Source organism: Pseudomonas sp. PDM03 (assembly GCF_014852385.1).
In the GTDB taxonomy this organism is placed as follows: domain Bacteria; phylum Pseudomonadota; class Gammaproteobacteria; order Pseudomonadales; family Pseudomonadaceae; genus Aquipseudomonas; species Aquipseudomonas migulae.
In genome coordinates this window covers 60,012-75,315 of record NZ_JACVBM010000020.1, presented here as the reverse complement: position 1 = coordinate 75,315, position 15,304 = coordinate 60,012, and the positions used below count along the sequence as shown (strand labels likewise).

Annotated in this window: 13 protein-coding genes; 11 read left to right on the top strand and 2 right to left on the bottom strand. The window is 60.6% G+C overall.

Annotated elements, in window-relative coordinates; genetic code table 11:
- Positions 1 to 128: 128 nt before the first annotated feature.
- Complete coding sequence (locus tag IB254_RS29565; RefSeq protein ID WP_225602480.1) at positions 129 to 1,583, bottom strand: hypothetical protein; 1,455 nt, start codon at positions 1,581 to 1,583, stop codon at positions 129 to 131.
- Positions 1,555 to 4,761, bottom strand: a complete 3,207-nt coding sequence (locus IB254_RS23685) for a DUF4329 domain-containing protein (RefSeq protein ID WP_318653024.1) — start codon at positions 4,759 to 4,761, stop codon at positions 1,555 to 1,557. Before IB254_RS23685 ends, IB254_RS29565 begins: the two co-directional genes overlap by 29 nt.
- A gap of 198 nt (positions 4,762 to 4,959) precedes the next feature.
- On the opposite strand from IB254_RS23685, the gene urtA reads away from it, so the two are divergent.
- The 11 genes from urtA to ureC all read left to right on the top strand — a co-directional run bounded on the left by urtA (position 4,960) and on the right by ureC (position 15,253).
- A complete protein-coding gene (gene urtA / locus IB254_RS23680) occupies positions 4,960 to 6,225 on the top strand; it encodes an urea ABC transporter substrate-binding protein (protein WP_008031211.1) in 1,266 nt (421 codons plus the stop codon).
- 156 nt (positions 6,226 to 6,381) lie between these two features.
- A complete protein-coding gene (gene urtB / locus IB254_RS23675) occupies positions 6,382 to 7,884 on the top strand; it encodes an urea ABC transporter permease subunit UrtB (RefSeq protein ID WP_192419711.1) in 1,503 nt (500 codons plus the stop codon).
- The gene (gene urtC, locus IB254_RS23670) at positions 7,884 to 8,963 is read left to right on the top strand and encodes an urea ABC transporter permease subunit UrtC (protein ID WP_192419709.1); all 1,080 of its coding nucleotides are present in this window, start codon (positions 7,884 to 7,886) and stop codon (positions 8,961 to 8,963) included. The genes urtB and urtC overlap by 1 nt, the downstream gene beginning before the upstream one ends.
- On the top strand, positions 8,960 to 9,829 hold the full coding sequence (urtD, locus tag IB254_RS23665; RefSeq protein WP_008038696.1) for an urea ABC transporter ATP-binding protein UrtD: 870 nt from the start codon (positions 8,960 to 8,962) through the stop codon (positions 9,827 to 9,829). Before urtC ends, urtD begins: the two co-directional genes overlap by 4 nt.
- 130 nt (positions 9,830 to 9,959) lie before the next feature.
- The gene (gene urtE / locus IB254_RS23660) at positions 9,960 to 10,658 is read left to right on the top strand and encodes an urea ABC transporter ATP-binding subunit UrtE (RefSeq protein WP_008031204.1); all 699 of its coding nucleotides are present in this window, start codon (positions 9,960 to 9,962) and stop codon (positions 10,656 to 10,658) included.
- 43 nt (positions 10,659 to 10,701) lie between these two features.
- A complete protein-coding gene (locus IB254_RS23655; RefSeq protein WP_192419708.1) occupies positions 10,702 to 11,541 on the top strand; it encodes an urease accessory protein UreD in 840 nt (279 codons plus the stop codon).
- Positions 11,542 to 11,695: 154 nt separating this feature from the next.
- Complete coding sequence (ureA, locus tag IB254_RS23650; protein ID WP_007907366.1) at positions 11,696 to 11,998, top strand: urease subunit gamma; 303 nt, start codon at positions 11,696 to 11,698, stop codon at positions 11,996 to 11,998.
- Positions 11,999 to 12,007: 9 nt separating this feature from the next.
- Positions 12,008 to 12,541 carry a GNAT family N-acetyltransferase gene (locus IB254_RS23645; protein ID WP_192419707.1) on the top strand — a complete coding sequence of 178 codons (534 nt, stop codon included), beginning with the start codon at positions 12,008 to 12,010 and terminating at the stop codon, positions 12,539 to 12,541.
- Positions 12,542 to 12,547: 6 nt separating this feature from the next.
- Positions 12,548 to 13,081 (top strand): GNAT family N-acetyltransferase, encoded by a 534-nt coding sequence (locus IB254_RS23640; protein WP_192419706.1) that lies wholly within the window; start codon positions 12,548 to 12,550, stop codon positions 13,079 to 13,081.
- Entirely contained in the window at positions 13,081 to 13,386 is a 306-nt protein-coding gene (locus IB254_RS23635) for an urease subunit beta (RefSeq protein WP_192226951.1), read from the top strand. The genes IB254_RS23640 and IB254_RS23635 overlap by 1 nt, the downstream gene beginning before the upstream one ends.
- A gap of 166 nt (positions 13,387 to 13,552) precedes the next feature.
- The gene (ureC, locus tag IB254_RS23630) at positions 13,553 to 15,253 is read left to right on the top strand and encodes an urease subunit alpha (protein WP_192419705.1); all 1,701 of its coding nucleotides are present in this window, start codon (positions 13,553 to 13,555) and stop codon (positions 15,251 to 15,253) included.
- Positions 15,254 to 15,304 lie beyond the last annotated feature (51 nt).

Below are 15,304 nucleotides of genomic sequence, written 5' to 3'. Positions count from 1 at the left end.
TTCATTGAGCACCCACTGTCGCACTGTGAAATACGCCCATGGCGGTACATAGTTACTCTTCTTCCCTGACGGCTCGCGTTCGCGTGGCTTCAGCGCGATTGGCGTTTTCTTTCATCGATCCGGGCGTTCTACAGCTCATCACGCTCTGGCTTCACCTGCGGTTGTACAGCCGGCGTCCAGTTCGAATTCAGACGCCCGCGACGGAGCCAATAGCCATCGATATCCACCACTTCAAGCCTGCCGACGCTGGCGAGTCTGGCGAGGTATGCAGCGACTCCGTCCTTTGCCTCCTCGCTGAAAAATTCGGTTTCCTGAGGCGAGAAGCTGGGGGTGTATTTGAACAACGCGCCCCCACGACCGGCGAAGTAACAACTGCCCCCGGAGACCCCGCTCTTTTTCACTACATCTGTGCTGAACCGCAAGTCGGCCAAGGCCAGGTTATCCAGCAGCAATTGATCGGGTGCACTGGGGTCCTTCATCACGAACAGGTTGAAGCGCTTGTAGAACTGATGAACAGCCACCCATCTGAAATCCGGCGGAAAAACCGGCAATGGCAACGGCGGCTCACCCGGTACAGCGACCGGGGCAATCGGCCCTCCCGGGCCTGAGTAAAACAGTGCGGTGTGAGTGCCACTGCCGAGGCCGTCCTCAAGCGGCTCGACCGCAACGAATGAAGAAGATGCCTGGTGTATCAGGACGCCTCCGAGATATTGCTTGCCGACGTACTCGCCAATCAGTCTTTGGGCCCAGCGAGCCGCATCATCGGCATGCGCAAATACCGGCCCAAGGGCAAAGCGGTTATCCGGCGCCCATCTCACCAACCCTATACCGGTTTTGACGCCCCGGGCATCCACCCTGAACGGCGACCAGAAAGCGCTGCGCACCACGGCCTGCAACTCACCGTTCGCGATCACTTTGCGCAGATACTCCATCAGCGTTTCGTGCCCTGATTGCAGCACCTTTTCATAGTCAACCGCGGCTTGTAACTCAGTCCACTCCCGTGCGCTGGCCTTGGGTTTGTATCGCAACAAGGCGCCATCAGCACAGGACACGAAGACGTTGAGAAAAATAGTCGTTGTCCCCGTGCGCACACGAACGGAGTCCAATCCGTACATCAGATCCCGAGGCGCGATGAAACTCTGATTCAAGTCGTGCGGCAGTTGCCCTGTACCGGTTGAAGGACACAGATAGATTCCCTCAACGCTGTAGCCCAGGGGTAACAGCCCATCGGGGAATACCTTCTCGATGGCGAGACTTCCTCGCCGCCCGACAATCGGCAACGTCGTCATATACCGCTCGGCGTTCAGCGACTTGAGTACAAACCCGAACTTCAATCCACTTCGAGCACCAACCGCTCGATGGACATGCCGTACGGCGTCATGCAATTGCGTGAAGACCGGGCTGAGTGCCGGATCGGCAACGGCCGACCGATGGACTTGCGATGGGCCTCTCTCGGAAAAAGCGCTCCATTGAGACAACCGCCTGGCCTTGCCCCACAGTCGACTAGCCTCGATCACTTGCAACCTGCCGGCTCTTGCAACCTGATTGACGTACTCACTCGGGGTTAGCGTGCCATTGCGCATTTGCAGTTCTATCGGGGTATGCCTGCGCTGCAATTGACTGGGGGGGGGCCAATGCCTGCGCCAGTTGTTTTTCGATAGCACTGGCGCTGAGGGTGTAGCTGATCAGGCTGCCATCGAGCCCCAGCAGATATTCCTTGCCGGGTGACAGCGACGGCGCGGAGCTGGTCAGGATTGCTGCCAGAAAATCGGTGGAAAACATTGCGAGGTACACTTCCCGCTCGCGGTTCGACAGCGCGAAAACCGGTTCGACCTGTACACGCGAATGGTAGCGGGCGACGACCGAGCTTCCAGCCAGAAACAACCCCTGTTCGGTCAATTCGTCCAGACGAATCCAGCTGGCGGGGAAATTCTCGACCTCGACGGCCACCGGTAACGTCGCGACAAACAACCCATCGAGCCGACGTAGCACCAGGCCACCGTAGACCCGCTCACGCCGCGAGCCCAACTGCGCCAGCGCATAGCGCACTGCGTCATCCTGCGACACAAAGACCGGGCTGAGCGCTCGTCGCTGGAGCTGCGCGTAAGGTTTCCAATCCGCACCGACAATACCCGGCTCGTCCCACAGTTCACTGGTACGCAGCACCTTCAGCTCTCCGGCCTTGGCGATCAATTGAATGACGTCGGCATAGGGAGGCGTGCCGTTGACTAACAGTGAACTCAGTTGCTGCAAACCCTTACTGTCGAACTGGGTTGAGATGATCGAGAATTGGTACCGCAACAAAGCCCCATCCAGGGTCGCGACGAAAACGCTCAGGTCCTGAAAATGCGTAAGCCGTTGCGTGCCCTCGTCGTCATAGATGGCCGCTGCCAGATCGACCACGGAAGCGAAATGCCGGGCAAACCAGGCATCCGCTGTCGATAGCCCGTCGGGAATCCAGCTTGCCGAGTAATAAAGCGCGAGGGTGCGAAACTCGTCGACCAATACGGGAGCGCCAAAATCGCTCGCCTGGTTCAATGCCGCCAGACGTCCGACAGGCACAGTTTCGGTCGCCACGTACTCATCGCGGTCCTTGTGCTTGAGAAGGAATCCCCAACCCGCGGCAGCTGCGCGGTAGTCGAGCCTGGCTCGATGACGGGCGTTCAACACGGCTTCTTCAGCGCTGTCAAAAACCGCCCCGAGCACCGGAGCGTTTGCGGGAGCTGACTCATCGTCCAATACCGTTCCCCGCGGGCCCCACACATCATTGCCGGCTACCACACGCAGTCGGCCAGACGCGGCCAGTTCGTCGACAGCGGCATCGGGTGAAAGTGTGCCAGCCTTCAGCTCCCGGTCCATCAGGGTGGCGCCATCGGCGAGTATGGCGACTCGCTCTTGCAGCTTGTTGCGAGCAACCACTTTCGATAAATCGGGGCTGTAGACCAGCAGGCTGTCTGGCGAACCCGAGAGGTAAAAGTCGGCAACATGCGCGCTGTTGACGAGCACCGAGCGGATATCTTCGGTGGTGAACATCTGCGCCTGCGTCAACTGCTCCTGTGTATCGTCACGTTCAATGGATGGTGAGTCGCCTTGCCAACGCGAGGCGTACAGCCCGTAAAACGAGTATCCCTCAAGTAGCATGATCGGCGCGCCGGTAGCATCGAGGGGGCACAGCCTGTCCAGCACAAACCGTGGTTCTGCGGTAAAAACCCGCTCTGTGGCAACGAAGCGTTTGTTTTGGTCCTGCAAAATCATCCCGGCGAAGCCTTGCTCACGGCGGCTACCAATTTGCTCATGGGCAAAACGTGCGGCATCGTCCGCCATGAGAAAAGCGGGACTCAAACGCCTCGACCTGGCATAGGGTTGCCAGTCGGCACCAACGTCCCCGACAACATCCCACAACTGGCTGTCCTTAAGCACTGTCAGCTGGCCGGCTGCGGCCACCTGCTTGACGTAGTCCGCTGGCTTGAGCGTGCCAGCCTTCAGTCGAGCGTTGATGTCCGCACTCTCCTTCAACGGAGCTTCACGGATGTGCGCCGAGGGGCGGTACTGCAACACGGCACCATCCCGGGTTCTGGTGTACACATTCAGGAAGTCCGGGTATTCCTGCCGATAAACATCCCATAGCGAAAATTTGATTCCCGCAGCCAACTCATCCGGTGAAATAAAGTGCTCATAAAGCCAAGGATCGCTGGCGCTCTGCGCGCCATCACTGTGCGACAGGAAGTAAACGCCATGCAGGTCGAAATCGAGCAACCTCTCCAGCTTGTGATCAGTTCCCCTCGGAAATGTTTTGAACAATTCTGCGGCCACCTCCAGCTGGCTGGAGAGAACCGGATAGGTCGCCATGCATTCCGAACTGCCGGCAGATGTCACTACAAAACCCAGATACACACTGCCGGAGGTTGTGGATACGCTCGTTGCCGCGGCTTCAATGGCCTTGTCCACTTGATCGGACACGGCACAAAAAAAAGGCTGTGAGACGGGCCGGTTGTGTCCCAGGGCTGTACCAAGGGTCCAGTTCGCCGACACGTTTCCTCGTACACCGCCCCACTGATCATTGGCAACCAGCACGCTCAGTGTGCCGGTCGCAGCCAACTTTTGAATCAGTTGCTCGACGTCGGAGAACGCCCCGAAAGACTTGAACGCCACCTCAAAGAATTTTTTCTCTTCTGCCGGCTGAGTGGACTCGTACTTGATCAGCGAACCATCCGGTCCCGACAGATAGTGACGCTGGCCATAGGCGCCCGGGTCCTGCATGTGGCTCAGGATGTGGTGTCTCGAAAAAAAGCCGAGGCTCAACTTGATCTGCTCGGCCGTCCAGCCTGGGTGAGCACGCAGGACTTCGGCGTGATTGGCCGAATGAGACAGGTAATACGCAGCGCCACTGTAGCCCTGGGGGACGAACAGCTCCCCGGGTTTGTCGGTAGACAGCAGGGTCTCGAAATCGAAACGACCTTTCAGACCTGCTGCAGGTAACGTGGGCTGAAATTTGCCGTCGGCCCGTTGCACGATCACGCCGCCGTAGGCCCTGTCATGGCGCTCGCCGATCTGCCGGTGTGCCCAATAGGCTGCATCATCGGCGCTTATGAATTTTGGTCCCAATGCAGGAAATTTCGACGCCCGTTGGGGGGCTGAAGCTGTACTGCCAGCGATGCTGTCCATGCTCTGCTCACTTGATTGCGAAACCACGATGATCAAGATTTCGCAGGACAGCAGGTGGTACATATTTATCGCCTGCCGGGTTTTGGCATTGAACACCCTCGGCACCAATGCTGCGCACGCAGGCGCACCCGCCTCGCCATCAAGCCCCAGTCTGGTGCGCGCCCCGATCAGCCAAAGGCTCTATCACGAGATTTCCCGACCATTTCCGACCGGGCACAGCCTTTGCAAAACAGCCTTCAGTAGTCCGCATCTGCCAACCAAGAAAAAAATTCTAACGTTCATGGAGATCGCACAATGAAGCGTCGCAGCTTGATCAAGGCTTTTACACTCACGGCAAGCATTGCCGCGATGGGCATGACCTGGACTGTCCAGGCCGCCGAGACCATCAAGGTCGGTATTCTGCATTCGTTGTCCGGCACCATGGCGATCTCCGAAACGTCGCTCAAAGACATGGCGTTGATGACCATCGACGAGATCAACGCCAAGGGCGGCGTGAATGGCAAGATGCTGGAACCGGTGGTGGTCGACCCGGCGTCGAACTGGCCGCTGTTCGCGGAAAAGGGCCGTCAATTGCTGACCCAGGACAAGGTCGCCGTAGTGTTCGGTTGCTGGACCTCGGTGTCGCGTAAATCGGTGCTGCCGGTGTTCGAAGAGCTCAACGGCCTGCTGTTCTACCCGGTGCAGTACGAAGGCGAAGAGATGTCGCCGAACGTGTTCTACACCGGCGCCGCGCCGAACCAACAGGCGATCCCTGCCGTTGAATACTTGATGAGCGAAGAAGGCGGCGCCGCCAAGCGTTACTTCCTGCTGGGCACCGACTACGTCTACCCGCGCACCACCAACAAGATCCTGCGTTCGTTCCTGCATTCCAAAGGCGTGGCCGACAAGGACATCGAAGAGGTCTACACCCCGTTCGGTCACAGCGACTATCAAACCATCGTCGCCAACATCAAAAAATTCTCGGCCGGTGGCAAGACTGCGGTCATCTCCACCGTCAATGGCGACTCCAACGTGCCGTTCTATAAAGAGCTGGCCAACCAGGGCCTGAAAGCCACCGACGTTCCGGTCGTGGCGTTCTCGGTCGGTGAAGAAGAACTGCGCGGCATCGACACCAAACCGCTGGTGGGCAACCTCGCGGCGTGGAACTACTTTGAGTCGGTGGAGAACCCGGCGAACAAGAAATTCGTCGCCGACTGGAAAGCCTACGCGAAGAAACACAACCTGCCGGGCGCCGACAAAGCGGTGACCAACGACCCGATGGAAGCCACCTACGTCGGCATTCACATGTGGGCGCAAGCGGCGGAGAAAGCCAAGTCCACCGACGTCGACAAAGTCCGCGAAGCCCTCGCTGGCCAGACCTTTGCCGCGCCGTCCGGCTACACCCTGACCATGGACAAGACCAACCACCACCTGCACAAGCCGGTGATGATCGGCGAGATCCAGGCGGACGGTCAGTTCAACGTGGTGTGGCAGACCGAAGGCCCGATCCGTGCCCAGCCGTGGAGCCCGTTCATTCCTGGCAACGACAAGAAGCCGGAGTATGCGGTGAAGAGCAACTAAGCCACCTGGATGTCGGGCCGAATACATCGTTCGTGCCCGACACAAATCCTGTAGGAGCCGGCTTGCTGGCGATCAGCATCACACGGTTTGCCTGATGCACCGCCATCGCCAGCAAGCCGGCTCCTACAAGGTCCGCGTATGACCAGGACATTTGATATGCCCACCGCTTTTTACCGTTTCATCCTTACCCTCGCGTTGCTGTTGCCGATGTTCGCGCATGCAGGCGACGCCGAAGACTTCGTCGCCGCCAACCCCGTGCAGCAAGCGAAACTGCTGGAAGCCTGGGCCGCGCAGCCCGATCCGGTTCGTGTCGAACTGATCAACGCCCTGCAACAAGGCGAATTGACGGTCGACGGCCAACCGAAAACCTTGCGCCTGAACAATCGCCTGCGGGGTCTGATCGACACCGCACTGGCCAGCCATCAATTGCTCGCCACCGACGCCAAAACCCGTCTGGCCGCCGCGCAGCAATTGCAGAAAAGCGCAAAACCGGCGCAGCTGAAATTCCTCGACCAGCAACTGGCTGGCGAACACGACGAAAACGTTCACGCCGCGCTCAGCCTCGCGCTGGCCAACCTGCAACTGGTGGACACCGACCCGGCCGTACGCCTTGCCGCTGTGCGCCTGCTCGGTGAAACCGGCGATCCACTGGCTCGCACTCGACTGGAGAGTTTGCTGGAGCCGGGTGTCGAAGCCGACGCCAATGTGCGCACGGCTGCCGAAACCAGCCTGGCCCAAGTCAAACGCAAACTGCTGATCGGCGAGATGCTCGGCCAGGCCTTCAGCGGCATGTCCCTCGGTTCGATCCTGCTGCTCGCGGCGCTCGGGCTGGCGATCACTTTCGGCCTGCTCGGCGTGATCAACATGGCCCACGGTGAGATGCTGATGCTCGGCGCCTACTCGACCTACGTCGTGCAGTTGCTGTTCCAGCGCTTTGCCCCGCAAGCCATCGAGTTCTATCCATTGATCGCGTTGCCGGTGGCGTTTTTCGTCACGGCGGCGATCGGCATGGCGCTGGAGCGCACGGTGATTCGCCACCTCTACGGCCGCCCACTGGAGACCCTGCTCGCCACGTGGGGTATCAGCCTGATGCTGATCCAGCTTGTCCGATTGGTGTTCGGCGCGCAGAACGTCGAAGTGGCCAACCCGGCGTGGTTGTCGGGTGGGATACAGGTGTTGCCAAACCTGGTGCTGCCGTACAACCGCATCGTGATTATCGCCTTCGCTCTGTTCGTGGTGGTGCTGACCTGGCTGCTGTTGAACAAGACACGCCTGGGCCTGAACGTGCGCGCCGTCACTCAGAACCGCAACATGGCCGCCTGCTGCGGCGTGCCCACCGGGCGCGTGGACATGCTCGCCTTCGGCCTCGGCTCGGGCATCGCCGGCCTTGGCGGCGTGGCGCTGAGTCAGATCGGCAACGTCGGCCCGGACCTCGGTCAGAGCTACATCATCGACTCGTTCCTGGTGGTGGTGCTCGGCGGCGTCGGGCAGTTGGCCGGTAGCGTGCTCGCCGCGTTCGGGCTGGGCATCGCCAACAAGATTCTCGAACCGCAGATCGGCGCCGTACTCGGCAAGATCCTGATCCTCGCGTTGATCATTCTGTTCATCCAGAAACGTCCGCAAGGCCTCTTCGCACTGAAAGGACGGGTGATCGACTGATGAACCAGCCCCTGATGCTCACGGCCAGCCAAAAGGCCGGCCCCAAAGTCACGATTGCCGTCTGTGCGGTGATCCTTGTTTTGCTGTTGACGTTGCCGCTGCTGTCGCTGTTGTCGCCAGACAGCACGTTTCACGTCTCGGCCTACACGCTGACCCTGGTGGGCAAAATTCTTTGCTACGCCATCGTCGCCCTCGCCCTCGATCTGGTCTGGGGTTACGCCGGCCTGCTGTCCCTCGGTCACGGTCTGTTCTTCGCCCTCGGCGGTTACGCGATGGGCATGTACCTGATGCGCCAGGCCTCGGGCGATGCCTTGCCGGCGTTCATGACCTTCCTGTCGTGGACCGAATTGCCGTGGTACTGGACCGGCACCAGCAGCTTCCTCTGGTCGATGTGCCTGGTGGTGTTGGCGCCGGGTTTGTTGGCGTTGGTGTTCGGCTTCTTTGCCTTCCGCTCGCGGATCAAAGGCGTGTATTTCTCGATCATGACCCAGGCCCTGACCTTCGCCGGGATGCTGCTGTTCTTCCGCAATGAAACCGGGTTTGGCGGCAATAACGGCTTCACCAACTTCCGCACCATTCTTGGCTTTGGCATCACCGAACCGGGGACGCGCGCGGTGTTGTTTTTCGCCACGGTGCTGTTGCTGGTGGCGAGCCTGTTCATCGGCTGGCGCCTGGCGCAAAGCAAATTTGGCCGAGTGCTGACCGCACTGCGCGATGCCGAAAACCGCCTGATGTTTTGTGGCTACGACCCGCGAGGTTTCAAGCTGTTTGTCTGGGTCTTGAGCGCAGTGTTGTGCGGTCTCGCGGGTGCGCTGTACGTGCCGCAAGTCGGCATCATCAACCCGAGCGAAATGTCGCCGACCAACTCCATCGAAGCCGCCGTCTGGGTCGCGCTCGGCGGTCGCGGCACGCTGATCGGCCCGTTGCTTGGCGCCGGTGTGGTCAACGGAATGAAGAGTTGGTTCACCGTGGCGTTCCCCGAATACTGGCTGTTCTTCCTCGGCGCGCTGTTCATCGTCGTGACCTTGTACCTGCCCAAAGGCGTGATTGGCCTGTTGAAGAAAAGGGGTGACCAATGAGAGTGACTGCGACGGCTGAATTCATGCTCGAGCCAGCCTTCTATCCACCGCAGCCGAACAAGGACGCCGGCACCAGCCGCGACGCCATCGGCCTCGGGCAACGCGTCGGTCCCGGCCTGAATACCCGCCACGGCACCATCCTGACTCTGGAAGACATCAGCGTCAGCTTCGATGGTTTCAAGGCACTGAACGATTTGAACCTGTACATCGGCGTCGGCGAATTGCGCTGCATCATCGGCCCCAACGGCGCGGGCAAGACCACGCTGATGGACGTGATCACCGGCAAGACGCGCCCCAGCCATGGCAAAGCCTGGTTCGGTGAAACTCTCGATCTGACGCAGATGAGCGAGGTGCAAATTGCTCAGGCCGGCATCGGTCGCAAGTTTCAGAAGCCGACGGTGTTCGAAGCGCTGAGCGTGTTTGAAAACCTTGAACTGGCGCAGAAAACCGACAAGTCGGTGTGGGCCAGCCTGCGGGCTCGCCTGAGTGGCGAACAGAAAGATCGCATCAGCGAAGTGCTGGAGACCATTCGCCTGACCACCTCGGTCAATCGCCCGGCCGGCTTGTTGTCCCACGGGCAGAAGCAGTTTCTGGAGATCGGCATGTTGTTGATGCAAGACCCGCAATTGCTGCTGCTCGACGAACCCGTGGCAGGCATGACCGACGCCGAAACCGAATTCACCGCCGAGCTGTTCAAGAGCCTGGCGGGCAAGCATTCGCTGATGGTGGTGGAACACGACATGGGGTTTGTCGGCTCGATTGCCGACCACGTCACCGTGTTGCACCAGGGCAGCGTGCTGGCCGAAGGGTCGCTGGAGCAGGTGCAGGATAACGAGCGGGTGATCGAGGTGTACCTCGGTCGCTAGGTCTGCAAATACACCCCCCTGTAGGAGCCGGCTTGCTGGCGATGGCGGCGTATCAGCCGGCATCAATATCGCCTGACCCACCGCCATCGCCAGCAAGCCGGCTCCTACAGGGGTTGAGAGGAATTCAAAGATGCTGCAAGTCGACAAGCTGCACCAGTACTACGGCGGTAGCCACATCCTGCGCGGCCTGACGTTTGACGTGAAGGTCGGTGAAGTCACCTGCCTGCTCGGGCGCAACGGTGTGGGCAAGACCACGCTGCTCAAATGCCTGATGGGTTTGCTGCCGGCCAAAGAAGGCGCGGTGAACTGGGAAGGCAAACCGATCACCACGTTCAAGCCGCATCAGCGGGTGCATGCCGGGATTGCTTACGTGCCTCAGGGCCGCGAGATTTTCGGCCGCCTGACCGTGGAAGAAAACCTGCTGATGGGCCTGTCACGATTTCCGGGCAGCGAAGCGAAAGAAGTCCCGGCGTTCATCTACGAGCTGTTCCCGGTGTTGCTGCAAATGAAGCAACGACGCGGCGGTGACCTGTCCGGTGGCCAACAGCAGCAACTGGCAATCGGTCGAGCACTGGCCAGCCGGCCTCGGCTGCTGATCCTCGACGAGCCGACCGAGGGCATCCAGCCATCGGTGATCAAGGAGATCGGCGCGGTCATCAAGAAGCTTGCAGCGCGCGGCGACATGGCGATTCTGCTGGTGGAGCAGTTCTACGATTTCGCCGCTGAACTGGCCGATCAATACCTGGTGATGTCCCGTGGCGAGATCGTGCAGCAGGGGCGCGGCGAAAATATGGAAGCCGAGGGTGTCCGCGGTTTGGTTACTATCTAAGGCTACGATCTAATCTGTAGCGTCCCTACGATAATTAGACATCATGAATTTACCTGCCCACACAACGCTGTTCACGCCTAGCTGGCATGCCGAGCTGGAACTGGGCTATGCCCGATTCGGCGACACCACGCGCCCGGTTCAGCGTCGGCATAAAGGACCGTTGCGGGTGCAAAAGCATCTGTACGCCGAAGGGCCCGAGGTTTGCCAGCACATCATCGTGCATCCGCCCGGCGGGATTGCCGGTGGTGACAGGCTGGACATCAGCGCCAGCATCGGCCGTGAGGCGTGGGCGCAAATCACCAGCCCCGGCGCAGCCAAGTGGTATCGGGCGGCAGGACCCGCCTATCAGCAACTGAGTTTGAAGGTGGCGGCCGGCGCGACACTGGAATGGTTGCCACAAGAGACGATCATTTTCAGCGCCGCCCAAGCGGAGCTCAGCACCTGCATTGACCTTGAAGGTGATGCGCGGCTGTTCTACTGGGACGTGGTGGCGCTGGGCCGTCCGGCCAGTGGCGAGCGCTTCGACCTCGGGCATTTTCAGGCGCAGCTGGATATCCGCCGCGACGGCCAGTTGCTCTGGCACGAACGCCAGCGCATTGTCGGGGATGACGGGTTGCTCGATTCGCCGATTGGCCTGGATGGGCAACCGGTGTTTGCGACGTTGTTGGTGACGGGGGAGATTGACAGTGAACTGCTGGAAACCTGTCGCTCGCTGCCCAATGACGTGCGCGGGGATTTGACCCAGTTACCGGGGCTGTTGGTGGCTCGGTGCCTGGCCAGCGAGGCGCTGTTGGCGCGAGGCTGGTTGATTGATTTGTGGCTATTGCTCAGGCCAGCGTTGCTCGGTCGAGAAGCGGTCCCACCCAGAATATGGAGCACCTGAACACCGATCCTTGTAGGAGCCGGCTTGCTGGCGATGGCGGCCTGTCAGGCGCCTGATTTGTTGAATGTGCCGACGCCATCGCCAGCAAGCCGGCTCCTACAAGGTACGTGTTTACAGATCCGATTTTTTTATCTGCCCAGATGGATTCCAAACGATGGACCTGACCCCACGCGAAAAAGACAAGCTGCTGATCTTCACCGCCGGCCTCGTGGCCGAGCGGCGTTTGGCGCGCGGCGTGAAACTCAATTACCCGGAAGCCATGGCCTACATCTCCGCAGCGCTGCTCGAAGGCGCGCGTGACGGCCAGACCGTGGCCGAGCTGATGCACTTCGGCACCACCCTGCTCAGCCGCGAACAAGTGATGGAAGGCATCCCGGAAATGATCCCGGAGATCCAGGTCGAAGCCACCTTCCCCGACGGGACCAAACTGGTCACCGTCCACCAACCCATCGCCTGAGGCCGCGCCATGACTTACCACATCCGCGATGCGGTGCACGCCGATCTGCCGGCGATCCGCGACATCTACAACGACGCCGTGCTCAACACCACGGCGATCTGGAACGAACAGGCCGTGGACCTGGGCAACCGCCAGGCCTGGTTCAGCACCCGGCAAGCCCAGGGCTATCCGATCCTGGTGATCGTCGACGGCGACAACAGCGTACTCGGCTACGCTTCATTTGGTGACTGGCGACCGTTCGACGGTTTCCGCCACACCGTCGAGCACTCGGTCTACGTACGCAGCGATCAACGCGGCAATGGACTGGGTCCGCAATTGATGGACGTGTTGATCGAGCGCGCCAAAGGCTGTGACAAGCATGTGATGGTCGCCGCCATCGAAAGCGGCAATGCCGCTTCCATCCGCCTGCATGAACGCGTCGGCTTCGTGACCACCGGGCAGATGCCGCAGGTGGGCACCAAGTTCGGCCGCTGGCTGGACCTGACCTTCATGCAACTGACCCTCAATCCTGGCGCTGAACCGCCGCCCGCCAGCAAGGAGTAATACCCGATGAACGCCGCCCAACTGCGCCGCGTCAATGTTGAAAGCTTTGCGCACTATCGTCAGGGTTTGATTGATCTGCTGCTCGACGCTGTCGGCTATGGCGCCAGTGTCGGGTTCATGGCCGATCTGGATGCCACTCAGGCGCGCGCCTGGTTCGATGGCGTTCAAGAGGACCTGAACAAGGGCAACGTGCTGCTGTGGGTGGTGGTCAAGGACGAGCAAGTGCAGGCCAGTGTGCAACTGACTTTGTGCCAGAAAGCCAACGGTTTGAACCGCGCCGAAGTGCAGAAGCTGCTGGTACGTGAACACGCGCGCCGCCGTGGGTTGGGCCAACAATTGATGAGCGCCCTGGAACAGGCCGCGCTCCAGCACAAGCGCGGCTTGCTTTACCTCGACACCGAAGCCGGTTCCCCGGCCGAGGATTTCTACAAGGCCCTGGGCTACACCCGTGCGGGAGAAATTCCCGACTACGCCTGCGACCCGAGCGGTCGTTACAAGCCGACCGCCCTCTACTACAAGATTCTCCAAGGAGCCCATTGATGATTCCCGGTGAATACCAGATCCAGCCCGGCGACATCGAACTCAACGTCGGCCGCCGCACCGTCAGCCTGAAGGTGGCCAACAGTGGCGACCGGCCGATCCAGGTCGGCTCGCACTACCATTTTTTCGAAACCAACGACGCCCTGACTTTCGACCGCGCCGCCAGTCGCGGCATGCGCCTGAACATCCCCGCCGGCACCGCCGTGCGCTTTGAACCGGGGCAGAGCCGCGAGGTCGAGCTGGTTGACCTGGCCGGGCATCGCCGGGTGTTCGGGTTTGCCGGGCGGGTCATGGGTGACCTGTAGGTCATTAAGCGCCTGTACCGGCCCCATCGCCAGCAAGCCGGCTCCTACAGGGGATCGCATTTCACCCGAATATCGGCGTTGGAATGCATACCTGTAGGAGCCGGCTTGCTGGCGATAGCGAGCACCGCGAGCGGTCTCAACATCAATTGAATCTCAAGGCATGCCCATGAAAATCTCAAGACAAGCCTACGCCGACATGTTCGGCCCCACCGTCGGTGACAAGGTCCGCCTGGCCGACACCGAGCTATGGATCGAGGTGGAAAAAGACTTCACCACCTATGGCGAAGAAGTGAAATTCGGCGGCGGCAAAGTCATCCGCGACGGCCAGGGCCAAAGCCAGCTGCTGGCTGCCGAAGTCGTCGACACGGTGATCACCAACGCGCTGATCATCGACCACTGGGGCATCGTCAAAGCCGACGTCGGCCTCAAGGACGGGCGCGTCGCCGGCATCGGCAAGGCCGGCAACCCGGACGTGCAACCGAACGTCACCATCGCCATCGGCGCCAGCACTGAAGTGATCGCCGGCGAAGGCATGATCCTCACCGCCGGCGGCATCGACACCCACATCCACTTCATCTGCCCGCAGCAGATCGAAGAGGCGCTGATGAGCGGCGTCACCACCATGATCGGCGGCGGCACCGGCCCGGCCACCGGGACCAACGCCACGACTTGCACCTCCGGGCCGTGGCACCTGGCGCGGATGCTTCAAGCAGCGGACGCCTTCCCGATGAACATCGGCCTGACAGGCAAAGGCAACGCCAGCCTGCCGGAGCCGTTGATCGAGCAGGTCAAGGCCGGCGCCATCGGCCTCAAATTGCACGAAGACTGGGGCACCACCCCGGCGAGTATCGACAACTGCCTGAGCGTCGCCGACCAGTACGACGTGCAGGTGGCGATCCACACCGACACCCTCAACGAATCCGGCTTCGTCGAAACCACCCTCGCCGCCTTCAAGGGCCGCACCATCCACACCTATCACACCGAAGGCGCGGGTGGCGGTCATGCCCCGGACATCATCAAGGCCTGCGGTTTTACCAACGTGCTGCCAAGCTCGACCAACCCGACCCGGCCCTTCACCCGCAACACCATCGACGAACACCTCGACATGCTGATGGTCTGCCACCACCTGGACCCGAGTATTGCCGAAGACGTGGCCTTCGCCGAAAGCCGCATTCGCCGCGAAACGATTGCCGCCGAAGACATCCTCCACGACCTCGGCGCGTTCTCGATGATCAGCTCCGACAGCCAGGCCATGGGCAGGGTCGGCGAAGTGATCACCCGCACGTGGCAGACCGCCGACAAGATGAAAAAGCAGCGCGGCCCACTGCCGGGGGATGGCGAGGGCAACGACAACTTCCGCGCCAAACGCTATATCGCCAAGTACACGATCAACCCGGCGATCACCCACGGCATCAGCCATGAAGTCGGTTCGGTCGAAGTGGGTAAGTGGGCCGATCTGGTGCTCTGGCGCCCGGCGTTTTTCGGGGTCAAGCCGACGCTGATTCTGAAGGGCGGTGCCATTGCCGCCAGTCTGATGGGTGATGCCAACGCCTCGATACCGACGCCGCAACCCGTGCACTACCGCCCGATGTTCGCCAGCTATGGCGGCTCGTTGCACGCCACCAGCCTGACGTTCATCAGCCAGGCAGCGCAGGAGGCAGGACTTCCCGAAGCGCTGGGTTTGAAGAAAAAAATCGCTGTGGTCAAAGGTTGCCGCGATGTGCAGAAAACCGACTTGATCCACAACGACTACCTGCCGAGTATCGATGTCGACCCGCAGACGTATCAGGTCAAGGCCGACGGCGTTCTGCTTTGGTGCGAGCCAGCGGATGTGCTGCCGATGGCCCAGCGTTACTTCCTGTTTTAATCCGCCAAATCACCGGAGCCTGGCTTGCCAGGCCCCGGCGTAAAACAGAGG

Coding starts and splice junctions, on each gene's coding strand:
- IB254_RS29565 (WP_225602480.1), bottom strand. CDS start 1,583: ATGCGCAATGGCACGCTAACCCCGAGTGAGTACGTCAATCAGGTTGCA.
- urtA (WP_008031211.1), top strand. CDS start 4,960: ATGAAGCGTCGCAGCTTGATCAAGGCTTTTACACTCACGGCAAGCATT.
- urtB (WP_192419711.1), top strand. CDS start 6,382: ATGCCCACCGCTTTTTACCGTTTCATCCTTACCCTCGCGTTGCTGTTG.
- urtC (WP_192419709.1), top strand. CDS start 7,884: ATGAACCAGCCCCTGATGCTCACGGCCAGCCAAAAGGCCGGCCCCAAA.
- urtD (WP_008038696.1), top strand. CDS start 8,960: ATGAGAGTGACTGCGACGGCTGAATTCATGCTCGAGCCAGCCTTCTAT.
- urtE (WP_008031204.1), top strand. CDS start 9,960: ATGCTGCAAGTCGACAAGCTGCACCAGTACTACGGCGGTAGCCACATC.
- IB254_RS23655 (WP_192419708.1), top strand. CDS start 10,702: ATGAATTTACCTGCCCACACAACGCTGTTCACGCCTAGCTGGCATGCC.
- ureA (WP_007907366.1), top strand. CDS start 11,696: ATGGACCTGACCCCACGCGAAAAAGACAAGCTGCTGATCTTCACCGCC.
- IB254_RS23645 (WP_192419707.1), top strand. CDS start 12,008: ATGACTTACCACATCCGCGATGCGGTGCACGCCGATCTGCCGGCGATC.
- IB254_RS23640 (WP_192419706.1), top strand. CDS start 12,548: ATGAACGCCGCCCAACTGCGCCGCGTCAATGTTGAAAGCTTTGCGCAC.
- IB254_RS23635 (WP_192226951.1), top strand. CDS start 13,081: ATGATTCCCGGTGAATACCAGATCCAGCCCGGCGACATCGAACTCAAC.
- ureC (WP_192419705.1), top strand. CDS start 13,553: ATGAAAATCTCAAGACAAGCCTACGCCGACATGTTCGGCCCCACCGTC.